This window comes from Streptomyces sp. NPDC058257, assembly GCF_042881845.1.
Taxonomy (GTDB): domain Bacteria; phylum Actinomycetota; class Actinomycetes; order Streptomycetales; family Streptomycetaceae; genus Streptomyces.
In genome coordinates this window covers 82,445-104,942 of the sequence record NZ_JBHVXJ010000023.1, presented here as the reverse complement: position 1 = coordinate 104,942, position 22,498 = coordinate 82,445, and the positions used below count along the sequence as shown (strand labels likewise).

Sequence of the window (22,498 nt, the reverse complement as noted above, 5' to 3'; positions counted from 1 at the left end):
GTGCGGCTCCGGTCTAGCTTCTGTGCATGAGGCACCGGAAACCGCTCTGTGCGCTCGCCTTCGCCACCCTCCTCGCCGCCACCGGATGCGGGAGCTCCCCTTCCGCCGACTCCCCTGAATCCTCGCCCGCCACGACATCACCCGAGGACCTCTGCACGGCCCTGATCACCACGTGGGGACGGCAGATCTACGACTCGGGCAAGGAGACCTACGGCGACTACCAGTCGATGGGCCTCTCCAACGGGCAGTACATGATCCTCCGGGACACCCTCGACCTGGCCCGCGCCGAGCGCGAGCGCCACGGAGCCGCCGCGGGACGGAAGTTGATCGCCCGCGAGGCCCACGAGCGGTGCGAGAAGCGCTACCGCCACGGTGAGCCGAGCGGCGGGCCGTGGGTGTGAACGCCATCGGCCCGATCGAGCCGGGCGACAACACCTACGACACCAGCACCGACACCGGAACCGACGCAGCGGATCGGGCAGCCGCACACCCCGTACGCCCCCGCCGGCTCCTCACCCGTCACCGCCGCACCGCCCTGGCCCTCGCCGCGGCCGCGGTCCTCGGGGCGGCCGGAGTCAGCCTCTACCTGACCCGCCCCCACCCCCCGGAGCCACCGCCCCCGCTCTATCCGTCGCAGACCGTGTCCGTGACGTACAGGGGCGAGATGACGCACCCGAAGGCCGGTGACCGCACGTTCAGCTTCGCCGTCAGCATCGGTCAGTACTCGGGGCCGCCGGTGTCCGTCAGACGGATCGCCCAGCCGACGGCAGCCCTTTCGGTCACCGCCACCCCCCATACCCCATTCACAGTGAAAGCGGGAAGGCCTCGTACGGCACGAATCACGATGCACATTCGCGAATGTGGAAAAGTGCAGCGGAATGCCGGACTCCCTTTCCTGAACGTAACACTGCGTAATGCGCGCGCAATGCAGATACAGAGCTTCATCCTCGGCCCGGCGTACGCGAAAGATCTTTCCGGGGCCCTGACAGCCGCATGCCCTCCGAACACTGATGTCATGAGTGAAACACCCTGACAGTCCTGCAAGTTCTCACCATGCGGGATACGCCGAAGATGGCGCATTCCGCCCCAACCACCCCCTGAGTTCCAGCGCGGAATACTCCGTGGCATAACAAGAGCGTCACACCTTTGCCCGGACTACTCCACCAGGAACAAAGCGCCCCTTAGAGTCACGGCCAGTCACCGCGCCCACCGGATTCCTGTCAGTTCGGTTCCGCGCTCGACTCGGCCACCCAACAGGGGACGGCCGTGCCAGGGGAAAGGACTGACCGTGCGTCAACGTTCGCTCATAGCCATCACCGCTGCACTCACCGCGGGGGCACTCACCCTCACCGCCTGTGGCTCACGCGACGACAAGGACAAGAACGATGCCGGGGGCGGCGGCACCACCGTGGTCATCGGCGTCGACGCGCCACTGACCGGCGACCTGTCCGCGCTGGGCCTCGGTATCCGCAACTCCGTGGATCTCGCCGCCAAGCAGGCCAATTCGAAGAAGTACGTCGACGGCATCACCTTCAAGGTGGAGTCCGCCGACGACCAGGGGCAGCCCGCGTCGGGCCAGACCAACGCGACCAAGTTCGTCGCGAACAAGGACATCCTCGGCGCCGTCGGCCCCCTGAACTCCTCCGTCGGCGAGTCGATGCAGAAGGTCTTCGACGACGCGAAGCTCGTCCAGGTCTCCCCCGCCAACACCAACCCGGCCATGACCCAGGGCCAGGACTGGAACGGCGGCAAGAAGGTCCGCCCGTACAAGGCCTACTTCCGTACGGCCACCACGGACGCGATCCAGGGCCCGTTCGCCGCGCAGTACCTGTTCAACAAGGCAAAGAAGAAGAAGGTCTTCGTCGTCGACGACAAGAAGACCTACGGTGCCGGTCTGGCCGCCACCTTCAAGGACGAGTTCACCAAGCTCGGCGGCAAGGTCGCGGGCACCGAACACGTGAACCCGGACACCAAGGACTTCGGCGCCGTCGCCACGAAGATCAAGAACTCTGACGCGGACGTCGTCTACTACGGCGGCGAGTACCCCGCGGCAGGCCCGCTCAGCAAGCAGATGAAGAAGGCCGGTGCCAAGATCCCGCTCGTCGGCGGTGACGGCATCTACAGCGCCGACTTCGTGAAGCTCGCGGGCGCGGAGGGCAAGGGTGACTACGCCACCTCGGTCGGCCAGCCCGTCGAAGAGCTGCCGTCCGCCAAGGAGTTCATCGCGAACTACAAGAAGGCCGGCTACAAGGAGGCCTACGAGGCCTACGGCGGCTACTCGTACGACTCGGCCTGGGCGATCATCGAAGCGGTCAAGAAGGTCGTCGACGACAACAACGGCAAGGTGCCCGACGACGCTCGCGCCAAGATCGTCGAGGCCATGCAGGGCGTCTCGTTCGACGGTGTGACCGGCAAGGTCTCCTTCGACAAGTACGGCGACGCCACCAACAAGCAGCTCACCGTGTACCAGGTGAAGTCCACCCAGGACCCGACCAAGGGATGGAAGCCGGTCGAGTCCGGCACGTTCACCGGCTGACCCACCCCGCAGCCCACGACACCCCCGCGCGGGGCGCTGCTCCTGTCAGCGCCCCGCGCGGCGTCGCATCCGTCACCTGAGTCGTACGGCCGCCGCGAGGCACCCCGCCCCCGCGAACACGCCGCACGACACCGAAAGACTCGGAGGACCTGCGGTGCACGAACTGCCGCAACAGCTGGTCAACGGCCTGCTACTGGGATCCATGTACGGCCTGATCGCCATCGGCTACACAATGGTCTATGGCATCGTCCAGCTCATCAACTTCGCCCATGGCGAGATCTTCATGGTCGGCGGATTCGGCGCCCTCACCGTCTGGCTCTGGCTGCCGGGCGGCACCAGCATGTGGCTCGCCCTGCCACTGATGCTCATAGGCGCCGTCATCGTCTCGACCCTCATCGCGGTCGGAGCCGAACGCTTCGCCTACCGCCCACTGCGCGGCGCACCCCGCCTCGCACCCCTCATCACCGCCATCGGACTCTCCCTCGCGCTGCAACAGGCCGTCTGGGCCTGGTACCCCAACGCGAAGTCGTCCCGCACCTTCCCCGAGTTGCCAGGCGGCTCCATCCACATCGGCTCCGTCACCATCCAGCCCGGCGACATCTTCCTGCTGATCACCGCCCCGATCTGCATGTTCGCCCTCGGCTACTTCGTGATGAAGACCCGCGTCGGACGCGGCATGCAAGCCACCGCGCAGGACCCCGACACCGCCAAGCTCATGGGTGTCAACACCGACCGCGTCATCGTCGTCGCCTTCGCGATCGGCGCCGCCTTCGCCGGCATCGCCGCCGTCGCCTACGGCTTCCGCTACGGAGAAGTCCAGTTCCGCATGGGCTTCCTCTGGGGCCTCAAGGCCTTCACGGCCGCCGTACTCGGAGGCATCGGCAACATCTACGGAGCGATGATCGGCGGCCTCGTCCTCGGCGTCGCCGAAGCCATGGCCACCGCCTACATGAACGACATCCCCGGCATGAGCCAGCTCGGCGGGCAGTCCTGGGCCGACGTCTGGGCCTTCGTACTCCTCATCGTCGTACTCCTCGTCAGGCCACAAGGTCTCCTTGGCGAGCGCGTCGCGGACAGGGCGTGACAACCATGACCACACAGAACACCGCGGCCGACGCGCCGAGCCCCAAGCAGAACCACACCCGTACCGGTCTCATCCCCATCCCCGAGGGCCCCGCCCGCGCACTGGCCACCGGCGGCGGCATCCTCACCATCATCTCCACGTTCCTCGCCTGGACCTGGACCTCCGCGTTCCCCGGCGACCTCACCGTCTACGGCTACCCCGGCGGCCTCCAGGTCCTCGTCCTGATCGCCGGCGCCCTGACGACGCTCTTCGGCCTCGCCTCGTACGGCGTCAAGGGCGTACGCGCCCTCGCACCCGGCGGAGCCGACGCCGCGCTCAAATACGCGACGCTCGCCGCCTTCGCCACCACCTGGTACACGATCATCTCGATCAGCTACCAACTCGGCGGCCTCGCCAACCTGGAAGCCGGCGGCTGGATCGCCGCGCTCGCCACCCTCGCCGCCTTCGTCGGCGCCCTCGCCCTGCCCTTCACCCGGCCGCACACCTACGCGGTCGACACCGAGGACACCGGCAGCGAGCAGTTCAAGCACCGCATGCGCAACGGGAGGATCATCTTCAAGGGCGCCTTCGCGGCCGAAGCACCGCCCACACCGCGCAAACTCCCCAACTACGTCGAGATCCTCGTCATCGTCGCCGCACTCGCGGTGGGCCTCCTTGTCTTCACCTACGGCATCGGCACCGAGTACGACGAACTCTTCATCGGCTTCCTGGTCACCGTGGCCTTCGGCTTCGCCGCGCTGACCAAGGCGGGCCTCGTCGCGCAGGTCTCCACGTACACCGCGCGGCACCGCCACGTCACACTCACCGGCGCGTTCCTGGCCGCCGCCGCCTTCCCGTTCACGCAGAGCGACGACCAGTACGCCACCATCGGCGTCTACATCCTCATCTTCGCCACCGTCGCACTCGGCCTGAACATCGTCGTCGGCCTCGCCGGACTCCTCGACCTCGGATACGTCGCCTTCCTCGGCGTCGGCGCCTACGCGGCGTCCATGGTCTCCGGCTCCCCGTCCTCCCCCTTCGACATCCACCTGCCGTTCTGGGGCGCGATCCTGGTCGGCGCGGGCGCATCACTCGTCTTCGGCGTGCTCATCGGCGCGCCGACCCTGCGACTGCGCGGCGACTACCTCGCCATCGTCACCCTCGGCTTCGGAGAGATCTTCCGGCTCGTCGCGATGAACTCCGACGGCACATCGGGACCGGACATCACGAACGGCTCGAACGGCATCTCCTCGATCCCGAACCTCAAGATCCTGGGCTTCGACCTGGGCATCGAGCACAGCATCGGCGGCTTCACCATCGGCCGCTTCGCGAACTACTTCTTCCTGATGCTGCTCATCACCCTCGTCGTCGTCCTGGTCTTCAAGCGCAGCGAGGACTCCCGCATCGGGCGTGCCTGGGTCGCCATCCGCGAGGACGAGACCGCGGCGCTCGCCATGGGCATCAACGGCTTCCGCGTGAAGCTCATCGCCTTCGCGCTCGGCGCCTCGCTCGCCGGACTCGCGGGCACGGTACAGGCACACGTCACCTACACCGTGACACCCGAGCAGTACCAGTTCGCCAACACGGTCCCGCCCAACTCGGCGTTCCTGCTCGCCGCGGTCGTCCTCGGCGGCATGGGCACCATCAGCGGACCCCTCGTCGGCGCGGCGCTGCTCTACCTCATCCCGAGCAAGCTCTCGTTCCTGGGCGACTACCAGCTCTTCGCCTTCGGCCTCGCGCTCGTACTGCTCATGCGCTTCCGCCCCGAGGGCCTCATCCCCAACCGCCGCCGCCAGCTCGAATTCCACGAGGCCGAACTGGCTCCCGGCGACACGCCGCCACCCACAGTCCTCAGCAAGACAGGGGCCTGAGCCATGACCACCGACACCACCAGCAAGGACAACCCGGCCGCGACACCGACCGGCGAGACCGTCCTGGACGCCAAGGGCGTCACGATGCGCTTCGGCGGCCTCACCGCCGTGCGCTCCGTCGACCTCACCGTCAACAGCGGCGAGATCGTCGGCCTCATCGGCCCCAACGGCGCGGGCAAGACCACCTTCTTCAACTGCCTCACCGGCCTCTACATCCCCACCGAGGGCGAAGTCCGGTACAAGGGCAAGGTCCTGCCCAGCAAATCGTTCAAGGTCACCGCGGCCGGCGTGGCCCGCACCTTCCAGAACATCCGTCTCTTCGCCAACATGACGGTCCTGGAGAACGTCCTCGTCGGCCGCCACACGCGGACGAAGGAAGGCCTCTGGTCAGCCCTCCTGCGCGGTCCCGGCTTCCACAAGGCCGAGGCCAAGTCCAGGGCCCGCGCCCTGGAACTGCTCGAATTCGTCGGCCTCGCCGAGAAGGCGGAACACCTCTCCCGCAACCTGCCCTACGGCGAACAGCGCAAGCTGGAGATCGCCCGGGCACTCGCGAGCGAGCCCGGCCTGCTCCTCCTCGACGAGCCCACCGCGGGCATGAACCCGCAGGAGACCCGCGCCACCGAGGAACTCGTCCTCGCCATCCGGGACATGGGCATCGCCGTACTCGTCATCGAGCACGACATGCGCTTCATCTTCAACCTGTGCGACCGCGTGGCCGTACTCGTCCAGGGCGAGAAACTCGTCGAGGGCGACAGTGAAACCGTCCAGCAGGACGACCGCGTCATCGCCGCCTACCTGGGCGAGCCCTTCGAAGGTGCCCCCGGCAGCACAGAGGCCGACGCGACGGGCGACGAGGAGAACAGCTGATGACCGCACTGCTCGAAGTCGAGGACCTCAAAGTCGCCTACGGCAAGATCGAGGCCGTCAAGGGCATCTCCTTCAAGGTCGAGGCCGGCGAGGTCGTCACCCTGATCGGCACGAACGGCGCAGGCAAGACCACCACGCTGCGCACGCTCTCCGGGCTCCTCAAGCCGGTCGGCGGCTCCATCAAATTCAACGGGAAAGCACTGCGGAAATACCGCGCCGACCAGATCGTCGCGCTCGGCCTGGCCCACTCTCCCGAGGGCCGGCACATCTTTCCGCGCATGACGATCGAGAACAATCTGCGGCTCGGCGCATATCTGCGCAGCGACAAGCCCGCCATCGAAAAGGACATCGCGCGCGCCTACGAACTCTTCCCCATTCTCGGAGAGCGCAGAAAGCAGGCGGCGGGCACGCTCTCCGGCGGTGAGCAGCAAATGCTCGCCATGGGACGCGCGCTCATGTCCCAGCCGAAACTGCTCATGCTCGACGAGCCTTCCATGGGCCTTTCACCGATCATGATGCAGAAGATCATGGCGACCATCTCCGAGCTCAAGTCCCAGGGCACGACCATTCTGCTCGTAGAACAGAATGCCCAGGCGGCACTCTCGCTCGCCGACCACGGTCATGTCATGGAGGTCGGCAAGATCGTCCTGTCCGGGACGGGGAACGACCTACTGCACGACGAGTCCGTGCGCAAGGCGTACCTCGGCGAGGACTGAGCACTTCGTACGCGCCTACGCATACGTAACGGCCCGCACCCCGAATCCGGGGTGCGGGCCGTTACGCGTACGAGGACAAGCTGTCCGGGGCTGCTACTGCCCCTTCGCCGCCTTCTTCTCGTCGGCGTCCTCGATGACCGCCTCCGCGACCTGCTGCATCGAAAGGCGCCGGTCCATCGACGTCTTCTGGATCCAGCGGAACGCGGCGGGCTCGGTGAGGCCGTACTCCGTCTGAAGGATCGACTTGGCGCGGTCGACCAGCTTGCGCGTCTCCAGACGCAGAGTGAGGTCGGCGACCTCCTTCTCCAGCGTCTTCAGCTCCGTGAAGCGCGAGACGGCCATCTCGATGGCGGGCACCACGTCGGTCTTGCTGAAGGGCTTGACGAGGTACGCCATCGCGCCGGCGTCCCTGGCCCGCTCGACCAGGTCACGCTGCGAGAACGCGGTCAGCATGAGCACCGGGGCGATGCTCTCCTCGGCGATCTTCTCGGCCGCCGAGATGCCGTCCATGACGGGCATCTTCACATCCAGGATCACCAGGTCCGGCTTGTGCTCGCGGGCCAGCTCGACGGCCTTCTCACCGTCACCGGCCTCACCGACGACGGTGTAACCCTCTTCCTCGAGCATCTCCTTGAGGTCGAGCCGGATAAGAGCCTCGTCCTCTGCGATGACGACACGGGTCGTCAGCGGAGGCACGTGCGACTTGTCGTCGTCATCGGCTACGGGCTGGGGCGACTCGGGGGAAGTCACGGGGGCTCCTTGTTGCGGGCCGGGCAGGTACTGCTGCCTCGCCAGCCTACCTAGCTGCAGGGTCCGGCGGAGACCCGGTATAGTTCCGGCAGTGCCTGCCGGGTTGGTGGAACGGTATACACGGAGGTCTCAAACACCTCTGCCTGAAAGGGCTTGCGGGTTCGAGTCCCGCACCCGGCACCAGCGAACAAAGCGGATGTTCACGTTCTCGTGAACATCCGCTTTTTGCTACTCGCCGCCACGATCAGTCACACAGAGTGGTGGCGTGAACTTCCACGGCACAGAAGTACGACAAAAGGCCCTCACACTGCTGCGAGACGGCACGAAGAACGCCGAGGTCGCCCGTCGGCTGAATGTCCCGAGCGGCACCATCTCGTACTGGCGGCATATGGACCGCGCCAAGCGCGGAGAGTGTCCGGGCAAGCGCAGGCCCCAGTGCCCACAGTGCGACGGTCGTGGCCTCGACAAGTCGGCGTACTCCTACCTCCTGGGGCTCTACCTCGGAGACGGGCACATCATCCAGTACTCCGGCCACCGTGTGCCTAGCCTCATGATCACCTGCAGTCAGTCGTGGCCGGGCCTCATGGACGCCTGCGAGCGGGCCATGAGCGCCGTCTTCCCGGAGAACTCTGTCTGCCGAGTACGCAGGACAGGGTGCAGCAACGTCAAGGTCTACTCGAACCACTTGTGGTGCATGTTCCCGCAGCATGGAGCGGGCAAGAAGCACCAGCGCCGGATCGTCCTGGAACTCTGGCAGCAGGAGATCGTCGACGCCCATCCATGGGACTTCGTCCGAGGGCTCATCCACTCGGACGGCTGCCGGAACATCAACTGGACGACGCGCATAGTCGGCGGGGAGCGTAAGCGCTACGAGTACCCCAGGTACTGGTTCACCAATGTCTCCGACGACATCCGGGAGCTCTACACCGACACCCTCGACAAGCTCGGCGTCGAATGGAAGCACTGCACCCGTCAGGGCAACCCGTACAACATCTCCGTCGCCCGGAGGGAATCCGTAGCCCTCATGGACACCCACATAGGCCCCAAGTACTGACCCCGGCGCCCCTCCCGCAATAGGACACGTCACCCCTCTCCCCCACCCGCCCTGGGACCTGTCCCAAATTCCCGGCGGACCCTTGCCCCGCCCTCCGCCCCGCTGCGATCTTCGGCCCCATGACTCCTTTGAACCGGCGCAGCTTCGTCGTCGCCGCCGCGGGTGCTGCCGCGGCGGCCGTGGCCATGAATCCTCACACCGCGTTCGCGGTCGACCGCGAGGGCGACAGCGAGGGCGACAGCGACGGCGGGGACGACTTCGCCGACGCCGACAAGGGGTTCATCGCCGCCCTCACCCCGGGTGTCGTGAAGAACGCCAAGGGTCAGGTCGTCTGGGACGGCGACGCGTACGACTTCCTTGAGGGCGATGCGCCCAGGACCGCGCACAAGAGCCTGTGGCGTCAGTCGCGGCTCGTGTCGAAGCAGGGGCTCTACAAGGTCACGGACCGCGTCTATCAGGTGCGTGGTCTGGATCTGTCGAACATGACGATCATCGAGGGCGACACCGGCATCGTCGTCATCGACCCTCTGATCTCGGCGGAGACCGCGGCCGCCGCCCTGAAGCTGTTCCGTGCTCACCGGGGCGACAAGAAGGTCACCGGGCTCATCTATACGCATCCGCACGTCGACCACTTCGGTGGCTGTCGCGGTGTGCTGCCGGACGGTGCGGGGGACGGCGTACCGATCCTCGCTCCCGAGGGTTTTATGGAGCATGCCGTCTCGGAGAACGTCTACGCCGGGACGGCGATGCAGCGGCGCTCCGGATACATGTATGGAGCCCAGCTGCCCAAATCCCCTGCGGGGCAGATCGGTTGCGGTCTCGGGCAGACCGTTTCGGTGGGGTCGATCGGGTTGATTCCGCCGACCAAGGACATCACCAGGACGGGGCAGGTCGAGACCGTCGACGGGGTGAGGATCGAGTTTCAGATGACGCCGGGTACCGAGGCCGCGGCGGAGATGAACTTCCTGCTGCCCGAGTTGCGTGCCGTCTGCATGGCGGAGAACGCGACGCACACGATGCACAACATCATCACGTTGCGCGGTGCGCAGGTGCGTGATGCCCGGCAGTGGGCGCGCTGTCTGGGTGAGTCGGTGGTCCTTTTCGACGGGCGGGCCGATGTCGCCTTCGCCTCGCATCACTGGCCCACGTGGGGCGGGGACACCATCGTGGAGCTGCTCGAACAGCAGCGGGATCTGTACGCGTACATGCACGATCAGACGCTGCGGATGATCAACGCGGGGATGACGGGGCGTGAGATCGCCGAGGAGATCGTGCTGCCGCCCGCTCTCGCCGGCGTATGGGCGAATCGCGGGTACTACGGGTCGCTGAGTCATAACGTGAAGGGGATCTACCAGCGGTACATGGGCTGGTTCGACGGCAACCCCGCGCACCTGTGGGAGCATCCGCCGGTCGAGGAGGCCAAGCGCTATGTGAAGGCCATGGGGGGCCGTACGGCGACGGTCGCGAAGGCGAAGGCGTTCGCGCGCGGCGGCGATCTGCGGTTCGCGGTGACGCTGCTCAACCATGTGGTGTTCGCGGACCCGGGGCACAAGGGCGCCAGGTCCGAACTTGCCTCGCTGTACGTCAAGTTGGGGCAGGCTTCGGAGAACGCCGTGTGGCGGAACTTCTATCTGATGGGTGCTCAGGAGCTGCGTGAGGGGGTGGCGGCGTCCCCGACGACCGTGACGAGTGCGGACATGTTGATGGCGCTCTCCGTGGATCAGCTCATCGATTCGGTGGCGATCCGTGTGAACGGTCCGAAGGCGTGGGATCTGAGGCTGCGGATGGACTGGAGCCTTCCGGCGCTGGGCAAGGTCTGGCATCTGACGTTGCGGAACGGCGTGTTGACGTATCGCAGCGATACGGAGAAGGACCCGGACGCGGGTGTCACGCTGACGATGACCAAGCCTCAACTGCTCGCGTTGCTGGGGGGCAAGGGGCTCGGGGACATCGGGGTCGAGGGTGACGCGTCGCTGCTGGCCGAGTTGCTCGGTGTGGTGGAGAAGCCGGATCCGAATTTCGCGATCGTGACGCCCTAGGCGCGCACGGGGCTGGGCGCGTACGGCGCTGGGCGCGTACGGCCAAGGGTGGACGAAGACCGAGGGGCCGCTTCTCCCTGAAGCGGCCCCTCGGCCCATGTATCCGATCCGCCTACTTCGGGCTGTCGTCCTCGCCGATGTGGTGGATGCGTACGAGGTTGGTGGATCCCGCGACTCCGGGCGGGGAGCCGGCGGTGATGACGACCACGTCGCCCCGCTCGCAGCGGCCGTACTTCAGGAGCAGTTCGTCGACCTGGTTGACCATGGCGTCGGTGGATTCGACGTGCGGGCCGAGGAAGGTCTCCACGCCCCAGGTGAGGTTGAGCTGTGAGCGCGTCGCCCGGTCCGGGGTGAAGGCGAGGAGCGGGATCGGGGAGCGGTAGCGCGAGAGGCGGCGGACGGTGTCGCCGGACTGGGTGAAGGCCACCAGGAACTTGGCTCCCAGGAAGTCGCCCATCTCCGCGGCGGCGCGGGCCACCGCGCCGCCCTGGGTGCGGGGCTTGTTGCGTTCGGTCAGCGGCGGGAGGCCCTTGGCGAGGATGTCCTCCTCGGCGGCCTCGACGATGCGGCTCATCGTGCGGACCGTCTCGATGGGGTATTTGCCGACGCTGGTCTCGCCGGAGAGCATCACCGCGTCCGTGCCGTCGATGACGGCGTTGGCGACGTCCGAGGCCTCCGCGCGGGTGGGGCGGGAGTTGTCGATCATCGAGTCGAGCATCTGGGTCGCGACGATGACCGGCTTGGCGTTGCGCTTGGCGAGCTTGACTGCGCGCTTCTGGACGATCGGCACCTGCTCGAGGGGCATCTCGACGCCCAGGTCGCCGCGGGCGACCATGATCGCGTCGAAGGCGGCGACGATGTCGTCGATGTTCTCGACGGCCTGCGGCTTCTCCACCTTGGCGATGACGGGGAGGCGACGGCCTTCCTCGTCCATGATGCGGTGCACGTCCTCGATGTCGCGTCCGCTGCGGACGAAGGACAGGGCGATGACGTCGAACCCTGAACGCAGGGCCCAGCGCAGGTCGGCCTCGTCCTTGTCGGAGAGGGCGGGGACGGAGACGGCGACGCCGGGGAGGTTGAGGCCCTTGTGGTCGGAGACCATGCCGCCCTCGACCACGGTGGTGGTGACACGGGGCCCGTCGACCGCTGTGACCTCCAGGGTCACTTTGCCGTCGTCGACGAGGATGCGCTCACCGGGGGTGACGTCGTCGGCGAGGCCGTCGTAGGTCGTCCCGCAGGTCTGCCGGTCGCCTTGGACGCCTTCTTCGACGGTGATGGTGAACTCGTCACCGCGTTCAAGGAGTACAGGCCCTTCGCTGAATCGGCCGAGGCGGATCTTCGGGCCTTGAAGGTCGGCGAGGACGCCGACGCTGCGGCCGGTCTCGTCAGCGGCTTTCCGAACGCGCTGATAGCGCTCTTCGTGTTCGGCGTACGTGCCGTGACTGAGGTTGAAGCGAGCCACGTCCATTCCGGCTTCGACCAGTGCCTTGATCTGGTCGTACGAGTCGGTGGCGGGGCCCAGGGTACAGACGATTTTTGCTCGACGCATACTTCGAGCCTAGGCCTTACCGGTGGGTAGGGAATTGGCTGGGCATGACTACTCAACAACCGTTGCGTGAAAGGTTATTGACAAGTGTTGAATTGTGCGAGGCGCCGCTCTGATGAGCGATTTCCCCGGCGCCTCGCTGCGTGAATTCCTCCGTGGCCACAGCCGCGACTCCGCTGCTACAGCTGCGGCGGTGTCATCGTGAAGCGTGCGTTGACCTGTGCGTAGACGTGCTGCCGCTGGGGTTCGAGGTCGAGGGGTGCGGCTTCCTCGCCCATGTCGGCCGCCCCGCCGTACGCGACGGTGCGCATGGCGGGTGACGGGCCGCCGTAGCCGTACGGCTGGGCGTTCTCGGCGCCGATGTCGGCGAGCTCGACGAGGGCGGCCAGGCCCGTCCCCAGTGCCTCGGCGTACTCGCGGCCCCGCTGCACCGCTTCCCTGACGGCCTCCTGTCGCGCTTCGCGGTGGGTGGGCGAGTCGTGGCGCAGGGCCCAGTAGGGGCCGTCGACGCGGGTCAGTTCGAGGTCCGCGAGGCGTGTGGTGAGCTCGCCGAGCGCGGTGAAGTCGGTGAGCTCGGCGGTGACGTGGACCTTGCCGTGGTAGGCGCGGACGCGTTCGCCGCGGCCGTGCTTGGTCAGTTCGGGGCTGATGGAGAAGGCGCCGGTCTCCAGCTTCTCGACGGATTCGCCGTACGTCTTCACCAGGTCGATGACGCCTGCGTTGCGGCGCGTGAGGTCGTTCAGGGCGTCGCGCCGGTCGGTGCCGCGGGCGCTGACGGTGATGCCGATGCGGGCGATCTCGGGGTCGACTTCGAGGTGCGCCTCGCCCTTGACGGCCAGGCGCGGGGCGTCGGGGGTGCCGTAGGGGGCGACGGTGGGGGTGGTCTCGTCCATGCGGCCACTCTCGCACTGGGGCGCGGCATCGCACAGTCATCGGGCGCGGCACCGCACGGTCATCTGGACGCGGCACCGCACGGTCATCTGGGCGCGGCACCGGACAGTCATCGGATCGAAACCTGCGAGGTCTGTTGCCGGTGGGTCCGCCGGGGTCAGAATCTACGCGCGTTACATTGATCGACCAAGGGTCCAAGGGGAGTACGAAATGCCGCTGAACCGCCGGAAGTTCCTGGGCAAGTCCGCCGCCGCCACGGGTGTGGCACTCGCGGGCGGCGCGGCTGCCGCGCCCTCCGCGTCGGCGCACGCGCCCCAGAAGCCCGCCAAGCGGAAGAAGCGGTACTCGTTCACCGTCATGGGCACGACGGACCTGCACGGCAATGTCTTCAACTGGGACTACTTCACGGACAAGGAGTTCGACGACAAGGACCACAACGACGTGGGCCTGGCGAAGATCTCCACCCTCGTGAACGAGATCCGCGAGGAGAGAGGCCGCCGCAACACGCTTCTCATCGACGCGGGCGACACCATTCAGGGCACCCAGCTCTCGTACTACTACGCGAAGATCGACCCGATCACCGCGAAGCGCGGCCCGGTCCACCCGATGGCGCAGGCGATGAACCGCATCGGGTATGACGCGGCGGCGCTCGGCAACCACGAATTCAACTACGGCATTCCGGTTCTGCGGAAATTCGAGGAGCAGTGCGAATTCCCGCTGCTCGGCGCCAACGCGCTCGACGCGAAGACGCAGCGGCCCGCTTTCCCGCCGTACTTCATGAAGCGCGTGCGCACCCCGCACGGCCGCGACGTGAAGGTGGCCGTGCTCGGCCTGACCAATCCCGGCATCGCGATCTGGGACAAGGTGAACGTCCAGGGCAAGATGACGTTCCCGGGTCTTGAGGAGCAGGCGGCGAAGTGGGTGCCCAGGCTGCGGTCCATGGGCGCGGACGTCGTGATCGTCTCGGCGCACTCCGGCTCGAGCGGCACCTCTTCGTACGGTGACCAGCTCCCGTACATCGAGAACGCGGCCGGTCTGGTGGCCGAGCAGGTGCCCGGCATCGACGCGATCCTGGTCGGGCACGCGCACACGGAGATCCCCGAGTACTTCGTGGAGAACAAGAAGACCGGCAAGAAGGTCGTCCTCTCGGAGCCGCTGAAGTGGGGTCAGCGCCTGACGCTCTTCGACTTCGACCTGGTGTGGGAGAAGGGCCGCTGGACGGTGGAGAAGGTCGGCGCGAAGGTCCTCAACTCCAACACGGCGGCGGAGGACCGCGAGATCACCGGGCTCCTGGCCGACGAGCACAAGAAGGTCGTCGCGTACGTCAACCAGGTCATCGGCACGTCGACACAGGCGATGAGCACGGCCGAAGGCCCGTACAAGGATGTCGCGATCATCGATCTGATCAGCCACGTCCAGGCGGAGACGGTCAAGGGGGCGCTGGCGGGCGGCCAGTACGCGGCGCTGCCCGTGCTCTCGCAGGCCTCGTGCTTCTCGCGTACGGCGGGCATCCCGGCGGGCGAGGTGACGATCAAGGACGCGGCGGGTCTCTACCCGTTCGAGAACACGCTTGAGGCGCGGCTCGTCACGGGTGCGCAGCTCAAGGAGTACCTGGAGTACTCGGCGCGCTACTACGTACGGACGGCGGCCGGCGGCCCGGTGGACCCGGAGAAGCTGACGAACGCGGACAACATTCCGGACTACAACTACGACGCGCTGTACGGCGTGACGTACGAGATCGACATCGCCAAGCCCGTGGGTTCGCGGATCGTGAAGCTGAGCTTCGACGGCAAGGACATCGATCCGAAGGCGGAGTTCGTGCTCGCCGTCAACAACTACCGGGCGAGCGGCGGCGGGAACTTCCCGCATGTGGCCGCCGCCAAGCAGCTGTGGGCGGACTCGGACGAGATCCGCAACACGATCATCCAGTGGGTCCAGGCGAAGGGAACGATCGACCCGGCGACGTTCGCGTCGGTGGACTGGAAGCTGACCCGGGACGGCACTCCGGTGTTCTGACGCCCGTCAGCGCGTCAGCTCTTCAGCGCGTCAGCTCTTCAGCGCGTCAGCTCTTCAGCGTGTCAGTTCTTGAGCCGTACGAGGTTGCCGCGCTGCTCGCCGATGAGGCCGGTGGCAGCGCGGGCCTGCGGTTCCTGGAGGCCGAAGCTGGTGAACGCGGTGCGCTCCGGGAGGGGGTAGGGGGACGTCCCCGTCAGGCTGTTGAGGATGGTGGCGCTGCGCCAGGCGGCGAGGCCGAGGTCGGGGGCGCCGACGCCGTGGGTGTGGCGCTCGGCGTTCTGGACGTAGACGTTCCCGCCGCCGCCGGTGATGGAGGGGTCCAGGACGAGGCGGTACTGCTCGTCGATGCGGGGGCGCTCCGAGGAGTCCCTGCGCATGTAGGGGTCGAGGCCCGCGAGGAGCTGGTCGAGGGGGCGCTCGCGGTAGCCGGTGGCGAGGACGACCGCGTCCGTGGTGAGGCGGGAGCGGGTGCCCTGCTGGAGGTGTTCCAGGTGGAGTTCCACGCGGGTGTTGGCGACGCGGCCCGCGGTGCGCACGGAGACGCCCGGGGTGAGGACGGCGTCGGGCCAGCCGCCGTGCAGGGTGCGTTGGTAGAGCTCGTCGTGGATGGCGGCGATGGTGTCGGCGTCGATGCCCTTGTGGAGCTGCCACTGGTCGGGGACGAGCCCGTCGCGCACGTTCTCGGGCAGGGAGTGGAAGTAGCGGGTGTAGTCCGGGGTGAAGTGTTCCAGGCCGAGCTTGGAGTACTCCATGGGCGCGAAGGCCTCGGTGCGGGCGAGCCAGTGGATCTTCTCGGCGCCCGCAGGCCGGTGTTTGAGCAGGTCGAGGAAGACCTCGGCGCCGGACTGGCCCGAGCCGATGACGGTGATGTGGTCGGCGGAGAGCAGCCGGTCGCGGTGCAGGAGGTAGTCCGCGGAGTGGATCACGGGGACGGCCGGGGCGTCCGCGAGGGGCTTGAGGGGCTCGGGGATGTAGGGCGCGGTGCCGACGCCGACGACGATGTTCTTCGTGTACGTCCGGCCGAGCGCCTCGGCCTCCCCCTCGGCGTCGAGCTGTGTGAAGTCGACTTCGAATAGATCCCGTTCGGGGTTCCAGCGCACCGCGTCGACCTGGTGTCCGAAGTGCAGCGCGGGCAGGTTCTCGCTGACCCAGCGGCAGTACGCGTCGTACTCGGCGCGCTGGATGTGGAACCGCTCGGCGAAGTAGAAGGGGAAGAGCCGCTCGCGGGACTTGAGGTAGCTGAGGAAGGACCAGGGGCTCGCCGGGTCGGCGAGGGTCACCAGGTCGGCCAGGAAGGGCACTTGGAGGCTCGCGCCGTCGATGAGGAGGCCGGGGTGCCAGTGGAAGCCGGGCCGCTGTTCGTAGAAGGCGGTGTCGAGACCGGCCAGGGGCTGGGCGAGGGCGGCGAGGGAGAGATTGAAGGGGCCGATGCCGATGCCGACCAGGTCCCTGGGGTCCTCGGGGGTGGTGAGCGGTGGGGCGGGCTTGTCGTTCTGGCCGGTCATCGGGGGGTGGTTCCTTCCACGAGCTTCAGGAGTTCGGCGAGGTCGCCGGGCCGGGTGTGCGGGTTGAGCAGGGTGGCCTTGAGCCAGCGGCGTCCGTCGATCCTGGCGCGCCCGAGCACGGCACGGCCCTGGCCGAGCAGTTCCCGCCGGACGTACGCGATGTGGTCGTCGTCGGCGCCGACGGGCCGGAACAGGACCGTGCTGATGACGGGCAGGTCGTGGAGCTCGAAGCCGGGGTGCGCGGTGATGAGCCCGGCGAACTCCTCCGCCTGCGCGCAGACCTGGTCGACGAGCGCGCCGATCCCCGCACGCCCGAGTGCCTTGAGGGTGACGGCGATCTTGACTGCGTCGGGCCGGCGCGTGGTGCGCAGGGAGCGGCCCAGGAGGTCGGGGAGGCCCGCTTCGGTGTCGTCGCCCGCGTTGAGGTAGTCGGCGTGGTGGCCGAGGGCCGCGATGTCGTGCGGGTCGCGGACCAGGAGAAGTCCGGCGGCGACGGGCTGCCAGCCGAGCTTGTGCAGGTCGAACGTGACGCTGTCGGCGCGCTCCATGCCGTGCAGGCGCACTCTGCGTACGTCGCTGAAGAGGAGCGGGCCGCCGTACGCGGCGTCGACGTGCAGGCGGGCGCCGTGGCGTGCGCAGAGGTCGGCGATCTGGTCGAGGGGGTCGATGAGTCCGGCGTCGGTGGTGCCCGCGGTGGCGGTGACGAGGAACGATCCGGGCGGTCCGGTGAGTTCGCAGAGCGCCTCGTCGAGCGCGGCGGGGTCCAGGACACCGGCGGGCGCGGGTACGACGACCGGTTCCGGCATGCCCAGGAGCCAGGCGGCGCGGCCGAGGGAGTGGTGGGCGTTCTCGCCGACGATGAGCTGGACGGGGCCGTGGGCGGCGGTGCGCTCGCGGGCCAGGAGCAGGGCGAGCTGGTTGGACTCCGTGCCGCCGGTGGTGACGAGGGCGTCTCCCGTGCCGGTTCCGTAGGCCTCCGCGGCGAGGGCGCGCGTGACCAGGGTCTCGATCTCCGAGGCGGCGGGGGCCTGGTCCCAGGAGTCCATGGAGGGGTTGAGCGCGGACGCGGCCAGGTCGGCGGCGACGGCGAGTGCGAGCGGCGGGCAGTGGAGGTGGGCGGCGCACAGCGCGTCCGCGGGGTCGGCCGCGCCCTCGGCGAGTGCGTGGACCAGCGTGCGCAGGGCCGCTTCGGCGCCTTCGCCCCGGGCGGGCAGGACCTCCCCCGCGGCTTCTCGCACCCGGGCGGCGACGGCGGCGGGGCCGCCCGCCGGGAGCGGTCCGCCGCGCGCGGTCGCCCCGGTGCGCAGGGCCTCCAGGGTGGCGGTGAGCAACGGCCGCAGCGCGTCGGGTCCGTGGGCGCCTCCGGCGAGGGGCGGCGGGGTGCTCATGGCAGACATGGGCGGCGTCCTTCGGGTGCGCGCGGACTGGGACTCCAGCCTGTCTGCCGAGCAGACGGCGCGCCCGGGGACCTCGACGATCCGAACCCGAAAGTGGTATTGCCGTGCGGAGAGAGGGTGTTGGCGTAGGCGGTAGTGCTAGGCGCTCCCGCGCGTGGAGGGGCGGCGAGGGACCTGCGGGCCGGTGGGGGCTTGTCGCGTGGTTCCTCGCGCCCCTCACGGGGGCCGTGGGGGCTCAGGAACCTGTCGCCTCCTGTACTCGCAGTGCCCTTGCCAAGTCGTCCAGTTGGTCTGCCAGCTTTCGGCGCAGGGCCGGGATCGGGTCCGCGTCGCGCAGGCACTGTTCGCCCAGGCGGAGTGTTTCGGCGTCCACCGAGGTGACGGGGAAGGCCCACCGTCCCGCCACGTCGGCGATGGCGGGGCCGCGGCGGGCCGCGAGGGCGACCGCGTCCTCGTAGTAGCGGGGGATGTACTCCCGTACGAGATCGGCCTGTTCGGGCTGCCAGAAGCCCTGGGCCGTGGCGGTGAGGAGGTAGTTCGAGAGGTCGTCGGAGGTGAACATCGCCTCCCACGCGCGGCGCTTGGCCTCCGGGTCGGGCAGTGCGGCCCGGCAGCGGGCCGCGCCCTCCGCGCCGGTGGCGCTGGGGTCGCGCTCCAGTTCGGCGGCGATCGTGGTCTCGTCGGCGCCGCCGAGGACGGCGAGGCGGGTCAGGACGCGCCAGCGCAGCTCGGGGTCGAGCTCGGGTCCGCCGGGGACGGTGCCCTCGGTGAGCCACTCCTGGAGGGGGTCGGGGCGCGTCGCCACGTCGATGAAGCCGCGCACGGCGGTGAGCCGGAGCCCCGGGTGGGAGCCGTCCTCCGTGCGCCGGATCAGGTCGCGGCACAGCTCGGTGAGCGTGGTGAGGGCGATGGGCCGCTGGGCGGGGGGCACGAAGCGGCCCGCGACGTGGGTGGTGGCGAAGGCGAGGACGCCCTGGACGAGGGCGAGGTCGGTCTCGTCGGGGAGGTGGGCGCGGGCCGTCTCCAGATAGGCGGTGCCTTCGAGTTCACCGTCGCGGACCATGTCGCGCAGGCTGTTCCACAGGACGGCGCGGGTGAGTGCGTCGGGGACCCGGGAGAGGCTGCGCAGGGCCGTCTCCATGGAGACCTCGTCGAGGCGGATCTTGGCGTATGTGAGGTCGTGGTCGTTCGGCACGATCAGGGCGGGGCGTCCGCCGTCGCGCGCGGGGGCGGAGGGCCCGGAGTGGGGGACGTCCGTCTCGTACCGCTCGCGCAGGACGAGGCCCCGGGTGTCGGTGAGGTCGCGGTCGTACACCCCGACGGCGATGCGGTGGGGGCGGCTGCCGTCGCGGCCGACGGCCAGGGTCCACTCCCGGGCGTCGTGCGTGACCGTCGAGGTGAGCGTGTCGACGCCGGTGGTGCGCAGCCAGGCCTCGGCCCATCCGTGCACGTCGCGGTCGGTGTTGTGGGCGAGGGATTCGATGAAGTCGGCGAGGGTCGCGTTCGAGAACTTGTGCCGGGCGATGTGGGTGTTGATACCGGCGAGGAAGTCCTTCTCGCCGAGCCAGGCGACGAGTTGGCGCAGGGCGGAGGCGCCCTTGGCGTACGAGATGCCGTCGAAGTTGAGCATCGCGGACGCGGTGTCGGGCACGGCGTTTGGGTCGGGCGCGACGGGGTGGGTGGAGGGGCGCTGATCGGCGTCGTACCCCCAGGCCTTGCGGGCGACGCCGAAGTCCGTCCAGGTGTCCCTGAAGCGGGTGGCTTCGGCGGTGGTCTGGAAGCCCATGTACTCGGCGAAGGATTCGTTCAGCCAGATGTCGTCCCACCACCTGAGGGTGACGAGGTCGCCGAACCACATGTGGGCCATCTCGTGGGCGATGACCATGGCGCGGGTCTGCCGCTCGGTCTCGGTGACGGCGGAGCGGTAGATGAACTCGTCGCGGAAGGTGACGAGTCCGGGGTTCTCCATCGCTCCGGCGTTGAACTCCGGGACGAACGCCTGGTCGTACGAGTCGAAGGGGTAGGGCTCGTCGAACTTCTCGTGATACCGGTCGTAGCAAGCGCGTGTGACGTCGAGGATCTCGTCGGCGTCGGCGTCCAGGAAGGGCGCGAGGGAGCGGCGGCAGTGGATGCCGAAGGGCAGCCCGCGGTGTTCGGTGCGGACCGAGTGCCAGGGGCCCGCGGCGACGGCGACGAGGTAGGTCGAGATCAGCGGCGTCGCCGCGGCCCGCCACCTTCCCTCGCCCATGTGCTCGCTCACGCCGTTCGCGAGGACGGTCCAGCCCTCTGGGGCGGTGACGGTCAGCTCGAAGACGGACTTCAGGTCGGGCTGGTCGAAGGCGGCGAAGACGCGCTGCACGTCCTCCATGAACAGCTGGGTGTACGTGTACACCTCGCCGTCCGTGGGGTCGGTGAAGCGGTGCATGCCCTCGCCGGTGTGCGAGTACCGCATGGACGCGTCGACGCGCAGTTCGTGCTCGCCCGCGGTGAGTCCGGTGAGCGGGAGCCGGTTCTCGACGAGGTCCTTCGGGTCGAGCGGCCGGCCGTCGAGGGTGACGGAGCGCAGCTCGACGGGCTTGAGCTCGACGAAGGTGTCCACCGTGGCCGTGGCCGTGGCCGTGGGCTCGCCGAGCGCCGAGAACCGGATGACGGTACGGGAGTCGAAGGTCTCGGCTCCCTGGGTCAGGTCCAGCTCCACCGTGTACCGGTGGACGTCGATGAGGCGGGCTCGGGTCTGCGCTTCGTCGCGCGTCAGTACGGGCATGGGTCCATGCTGCCCGATGCCACTGACAACGGCGCCGGGTGCCCGGACATCGGGGCCCGGCCCTGAGCGACGCCGCCGCCCACGCGGCTGCCGCGGGACCGTGTCAGGACGACTTGGCGATCGTCTCGTGGTGGCGGATGACCTCCGCGATGATGAAGTTGAGCAGCTTCTCGGCGAACGCCGGATCCAGCTTCGCGCTCTCCGCGAGTTCGCGCAGGCGGGCGATCTGGCGGGCCTCGCGGGCCGGGTCGGCGGGCGGGAGCTGGTGGTTGGCCTTGAGGTAGCCGACCTGCTGGGTGCACTTGAAGCGCTCGGCGAGCATGTGGACGACGGCCGCGTCGATGTTGTCGATGCTGTCGCGCAGGCGGGACAGCTCGGCGCGCACGGCCTCGTCCGTGGTGCCGGCGCCGTTCGCGTCACTTGTGTGGCTGGTGGTCATGGTGCACGAGCCTACGTGGTGGGTCCTTCGCCCCCGACGGCGGAAGAGCGCAAAATCGGCGGGTGGTCGGGGTCGGGAATCTGCTGCGACCAGCCGCCAGGGACCGCGCGTCCCTGCTGCTCACGGAAGCGGACGGGCGCCATCCCCACGCGGCGTGTGAACAGCCGCGAGAAGTACGCGGGATCGTCGTACCCGACGCGGCGCGCGACGGCCGCGACCGGCAGCTCCGTGGCGGCGAGCAGTTCCTTCGCGCGTCCGAGACGGATGCCGAGGAGGTAGTCCTTGGGGCTGCAGCCGGCGCCCCTGCGCACCGCCGTACGCAGTTCCGCGGGAGTCATGCCGTGCCGCGACGCGTGCTCGGCGACGGAAAGTGGCTGGAAGGCGTCGCGGGCGAGGGCCTGAAGCACCGGGTCGCCGTCGGGGGCGATGTCGGCGCGGGCCCGGCGCAGCGCGACGAGCAGTTCGTGGACGGCGGCGCCCGTCTCGACCTCCAGGAGCGGGTTGCCGCGCCGCGCCGCCCGCGCGATGCGCCCGACGGCGGCCCGCGCCCCTGTCGCGTCGGAGAGCGGCACCACGGGCCGGTCGGGTTCGATGAAGCCGAGTTCGGTGTACGTCGTCGTGGCGGGCCCCGTGAAGTCGACGAAGCACTCGTCCCAGCCGCTCTCCGCGTCGGGCCCGTAGTGGTGGCGCACTCCGGGGGTGAGCCAGATCAGCGCGGGCGCCGTCACCGTCGTACGTCTGCCGTCGGGCCCCTGGAACCAGCCGCCGCCCGCGCTCACGACGACGGCCACGTGGTGGTCGAGTGTGCGCGGTCCCACGGTCGGCAGGAGGCCGTGCTGCAGGCCGACCCCGAGGCAGGCGAGGCCGAGGCGGTGGTGGGCCGGGCTCGGCGTGAAATACCGCATCCAGGTGTGGTACATCCGCTTGTGCCCCTTCCGTCCGGGCCGCGGCCCGCTCGCTGCGTCCAACCCACCTCGATCTTTGTCCATGGACCCCGCCTCCCGCCAGGGGTGATCGTGGCGGAGCAGTCCGTGAGCGAGAGGG

General features: G+C 68.6%; 18 protein-coding genes and 1 tRNA gene. 11 read left to right on the top strand and 8 right to left on the bottom strand.

Annotated elements, in window-relative coordinates; genetic code table 11:
* Positions 1–26: 26 nt before the first annotated feature.
* The 7 genes from ACFVXC_RS36425 to ACFVXC_RS36395 all read left to right on the top strand — a co-directional run bounded on the left by ACFVXC_RS36425 (position 27) and on the right by ACFVXC_RS36395 (position 7,053).
* Positions 27–401, top strand: coding sequence for a hypothetical protein (locus ACFVXC_RS36425; protein ID WP_389914556.1), 375 nt, complete (start codon positions 27–29; stop codon positions 399–401).
* Positions 398–1,033, top strand: a complete 636-nt coding sequence (locus ACFVXC_RS36420) for a Tat pathway signal sequence domain protein (protein ID WP_389914553.1) — start codon at positions 398–400, stop codon at positions 1,031–1,033. The genes ACFVXC_RS36425 and ACFVXC_RS36420 overlap by 4 nt, the downstream gene beginning before the upstream one ends.
* A 255-nt stretch (positions 1,034–1,288) precedes the next feature.
* Positions 1,289–2,536 (top strand): branched-chain amino acid ABC transporter substrate-binding protein, encoded by a 1,248-nt coding sequence (locus tag ACFVXC_RS36415; protein ID WP_389914550.1) that lies wholly within the window; start codon positions 1,289–1,291, stop codon positions 2,534–2,536.
* A gap of 154 nt (positions 2,537–2,690) precedes the next feature.
* Positions 2,691–3,620, top strand: coding sequence for a branched-chain amino acid ABC transporter permease (locus ACFVXC_RS36410; RefSeq protein WP_389914547.1), 930 nt, complete (start codon positions 2,691–2,693; stop codon positions 3,618–3,620).
* Positions 3,621–3,625: 5 nt separating this feature from the next.
* Positions 3,626–5,470 (top strand): branched-chain amino acid ABC transporter permease, encoded by a 1,845-nt coding sequence (locus tag ACFVXC_RS36405; protein WP_389914544.1) that lies wholly within the window; start codon positions 3,626–3,628, stop codon positions 5,468–5,470.
* 3 nt (positions 5,471–5,473) lie between these two features.
* The gene (locus tag ACFVXC_RS36400; RefSeq protein WP_389914541.1) at positions 5,474–6,337 is read left to right on the top strand and encodes an ABC transporter ATP-binding protein; all 864 of its coding nucleotides are present in this window, start codon (positions 5,474–5,476) and stop codon (positions 6,335–6,337) included.
* Positions 6,337–7,053 (top strand): ABC transporter ATP-binding protein, encoded by a 717-nt coding sequence (locus tag ACFVXC_RS36395; RefSeq protein ID WP_389914538.1) that lies wholly within the window; start codon positions 6,337–6,339, stop codon positions 7,051–7,053. The genes ACFVXC_RS36400 and ACFVXC_RS36395 overlap by 1 nt, the downstream gene beginning before the upstream one ends.
* Positions 7,054–7,146: 93 nt before the next feature.
* Here ACFVXC_RS36395 and ACFVXC_RS36390 read toward each other — a convergent pair whose 3' ends face one another.
* Positions 7,147–7,803, bottom strand: a complete 657-nt coding sequence (locus ACFVXC_RS36390; protein WP_344526157.1) for a response regulator — start codon at positions 7,801–7,803, stop codon at positions 7,147–7,149.
* Between the two features lie 97 nt (positions 7,804–7,900).
* On the opposite strand from ACFVXC_RS36390, the gene ACFVXC_RS36385 reads away from it, so the two are divergent.
* From ACFVXC_RS36385 to ACFVXC_RS36375, 3 genes are all read left to right on the top strand, one after another.
* Positions 7,901–7,986 (top strand) — tRNA-Leu (locus ACFVXC_RS36385).
* Positions 7,987–8,068: 82 nt separating this feature from the next.
* Complete coding sequence (locus ACFVXC_RS36380) at positions 8,069–8,857, top strand: helix-turn-helix domain-containing protein (RefSeq protein ID WP_389914535.1); 789 nt, start codon at positions 8,069–8,071, stop codon at positions 8,855–8,857.
* A gap of 119 nt (positions 8,858–8,976) precedes the next feature.
* Positions 8,977–10,896 carry an alkyl/aryl-sulfatase gene (locus tag ACFVXC_RS36375; protein ID WP_389914532.1) on the top strand — a complete coding sequence of 640 codons (1,920 nt, stop codon included), beginning with the start codon at positions 8,977–8,979 and terminating at the stop codon, positions 10,894–10,896.
* Positions 10,897–11,008: 112 nt separating this feature from the next.
* Here the strand turns inward: ACFVXC_RS36375 and pyk are convergent, their stop codons facing one another.
* Together pyk and ACFVXC_RS36365 are read right to left on the bottom strand one after the other, a co-directional pair.
* The gene (gene pyk, locus ACFVXC_RS36370) at positions 11,009–12,445 is read right to left on the bottom strand and encodes a pyruvate kinase (RefSeq protein WP_389914529.1); all 1,437 of its coding nucleotides are present in this window, start codon (positions 12,443–12,445) and stop codon (positions 11,009–11,011) included.
* Between the two features lie 176 nt (positions 12,446–12,621).
* Positions 12,622–13,335: an SIMPL domain-containing protein gene (locus ACFVXC_RS36365; RefSeq protein WP_389914526.1), complete on the bottom strand. Its 714-nt coding sequence runs from the start codon at positions 13,333–13,335 to the stop codon at positions 12,622–12,624.
* 208 nt (positions 13,336–13,543) lie between these two features.
* Here ACFVXC_RS36365 and ACFVXC_RS36360 point away from each other — a divergent pair, with 208 nt between their 5' ends.
* Positions 13,544–15,349: a bifunctional metallophosphatase/5'-nucleotidase gene (locus ACFVXC_RS36360; RefSeq protein ID WP_389914523.1), complete on the top strand. Its 1,806-nt coding sequence runs from the start codon at positions 13,544–13,546 to the stop codon at positions 15,347–15,349.
* Positions 15,350–15,411: 62 nt separating this feature from the next.
* Here the strand turns inward: ACFVXC_RS36360 and ACFVXC_RS36355 are convergent, their stop codons facing one another.
* From ACFVXC_RS36355 to ACFVXC_RS36335, 5 genes are all read right to left on the bottom strand, one after another.
* Positions 15,412–16,854: a lysine N(6)-hydroxylase/L-ornithine N(5)-oxygenase family protein gene (locus ACFVXC_RS36355; protein WP_389914521.1), complete on the bottom strand. Its 1,443-nt coding sequence runs from the start codon at positions 16,852–16,854 to the stop codon at positions 15,412–15,414.
* Positions 16,851–18,242, bottom strand: a complete 1,392-nt coding sequence (locus ACFVXC_RS36350; RefSeq protein WP_389914621.1) for a pyridoxal phosphate-dependent decarboxylase family protein — start codon at positions 18,240–18,242, stop codon at positions 16,851–16,853. Before ACFVXC_RS36350 ends, ACFVXC_RS36355 begins: the two co-directional genes overlap by 4 nt.
* A gap of 244 nt (positions 18,243–18,486) precedes the next feature.
* Positions 18,487–21,015, bottom strand: coding sequence for an aminopeptidase N (pepN, locus tag ACFVXC_RS36345; RefSeq protein ID WP_389914519.1), 2,529 nt, complete (start codon positions 21,013–21,015; stop codon positions 18,487–18,489).
* A gap of 103 nt (positions 21,016–21,118) precedes the next feature.
* Positions 21,119–21,454 (bottom strand): chorismate mutase, encoded by a 336-nt coding sequence (locus ACFVXC_RS36340; protein WP_389914517.1) that lies wholly within the window; start codon positions 21,452–21,454, stop codon positions 21,119–21,121.
* Positions 21,455–21,465: 11 nt separating this feature from the next.
* Entirely contained in the window at positions 21,466–22,374 is a 909-nt protein-coding gene (locus tag ACFVXC_RS36335) for a helix-turn-helix domain-containing protein (protein ID WP_389914515.1), read from the bottom strand.
* Positions 22,375–22,498: the final 124 nt, after the last annotated feature.

Coding starts and splice junctions, on each gene's coding strand:
- ACFVXC_RS36375 (WP_389914532.1), top strand. CDS start 8,977: ATGACTCCTTTGAACCGGCGCAGCTTCGTCGTCGCCGCCGCGGGTGCT.
- ACFVXC_RS36400 (WP_389914541.1), top strand. CDS start 5,474: ATGACCACCGACACCACCAGCAAGGACAACCCGGCCGCGACACCGACC.
- ACFVXC_RS36335 (WP_389914515.1), bottom strand. CDS start 22,374: ATGTACCACACCTGGATGCGGTATTTCACGCCGAGCCCGGCCCACCAC.
- ACFVXC_RS36405 (WP_389914544.1), top strand. CDS start 3,626: ATGACCACACAGAACACCGCGGCCGACGCGCCGAGCCCCAAGCAGAAC.
- ACFVXC_RS36355 (WP_389914521.1), bottom strand. CDS start 16,854: ATGACCGGCCAGAACGACAAGCCCGCCCCACCGCTCACCACCCCCGAG.
- pyk (WP_389914529.1), bottom strand. CDS start 12,445: ATGCGTCGAGCAAAAATCGTCTGTACCCTGGGCCCCGCCACCGACTCG.
- ACFVXC_RS36360 (WP_389914523.1), top strand. CDS start 13,544: ATGCCGCTGAACCGCCGGAAGTTCCTGGGCAAGTCCGCCGCCGCCACG.
- ACFVXC_RS36365 (WP_389914526.1), bottom strand. CDS start 13,335: ATGGACGAGACCACCCCCACCGTCGCCCCCTACGGCACCCCCGACGCC.
- ACFVXC_RS36395 (WP_389914538.1), top strand. CDS start 6,337: ATGACCGCACTGCTCGAAGTCGAGGACCTCAAAGTCGCCTACGGCAAG.
- ACFVXC_RS36340 (WP_389914517.1), bottom strand. CDS start 21,454: ATGACCACCAGCCACACAAGTGACGCGAACGGCGCCGGCACCACGGAC.
- ACFVXC_RS36350 (WP_389914621.1), bottom strand. CDS start 18,242: ATGAGCACCCCGCCGCCCCTCGCCGGAGGCGCCCACGGACCCGACGCG.
- ACFVXC_RS36425 (WP_389914556.1), top strand. CDS start 27: ATGAGGCACCGGAAACCGCTCTGTGCGCTCGCCTTCGCCACCCTCCTC.
- pepN (WP_389914519.1), bottom strand. CDS start 21,015: ATGCCCGTACTGACGCGCGACGAAGCGCAGACCCGAGCCCGCCTCATC.